This window comes from Mesorhizobium sp. M8A.F.Ca.ET.021.01.1.1 (genome assembly GCF_003998025.1).
Classification (GTDB): domain Bacteria; phylum Pseudomonadota; class Alphaproteobacteria; order Rhizobiales; family Rhizobiaceae; genus Mesorhizobium.
This window is the reverse complement of sequence record NZ_RZSJ01001016.1, coordinates 1-888: the sequence shown is the minus strand read 5'-3', so window position 1 is coordinate 888 and position 888 is coordinate 1. Positions and strand designations below refer to the sequence as shown.

Annotated in this window: 1 protein-coding gene; it reads right to left on the bottom strand. The window is 62.8% G+C overall.

Features of this window, described 5'->3' with window-relative positions:
• A partial coding sequence (locus EOA36_RS36285; RefSeq protein WP_145969546.1) for a ComEC/Rec2 family competence protein occupies positions 1–888 on the bottom strand: 888 nt, incomplete at both ends.

Sequence of the window (888 nt, the reverse complement as noted above, 5' to 3'; positions counted from 1 at the left end):
GTCCGACACAGTCAACAGACCGGCAAGTGCGAATGGCAGTGCCGCGAGCCGCAGCCAGGTCGTCGCCATCGTCGCGATGACCAGCGCGACGGCCACCAGCAGCACGGATTGCTGCGAGATCAGACCTACCCCATCGATTGGCGAGCGCTCCGATATCCATGACGATACGGCGATCATCGCTGTCAGGCCTTTGCCCATCACGTAGAGAAACGGGCCGTCGGCGCCGAAGGGCATCGCCAGCGAACTGAGGACCGCAAAAGGCATGACGACCACCGACACGATCGGCATGACGGCCAGATTGGCGAACAGGCTGAGCGGCGATACGCGCTGGAAATGCCAGATGGCAAACAGCGCCGTCGCGCTGCCGGCAATGATGGAGGTCATGGCCAATCCACCTGTCGCCAGCAGGAATTTTCGCGTCAGGAACCCGGGTAGTGACCGCTTTGGCGACGGTGGCCTCGTCTTACCAGCGCGGTGGTCCGCCCAGCCGGCATAGGCGCCAACAAGGGCCGCGGTTGCCGCGAACGACATCTGGAAGCTCGGGCCGACGACCTCGTGCGGGGAAACCAGGATAACGGCGATCGCCGAGATGGCCAGGTTGCGCATGGTGAGCGCCGCGCGATCGAACAAGACGGCAATCAGCATCACCGCCAGCATGATGAAGCTGCGTTCGGCCGCAACGACGACACCGGAAATGACGAGATAGGCGGCGATCGAGAAAAGTGCGGCGGCGGCCGCATATTTCTTCACCGGCCGGCGCGCGGAAAAGTCTGGAAACAGCGCGAAGGCACCGCGCAACAGACCCATGATGGTGCCGGCGACCAGCGCCATATGCAGTCCCGAAATGGAAATGATGTGATAGATGCCGGTACGCCGCATCGCTTCGTT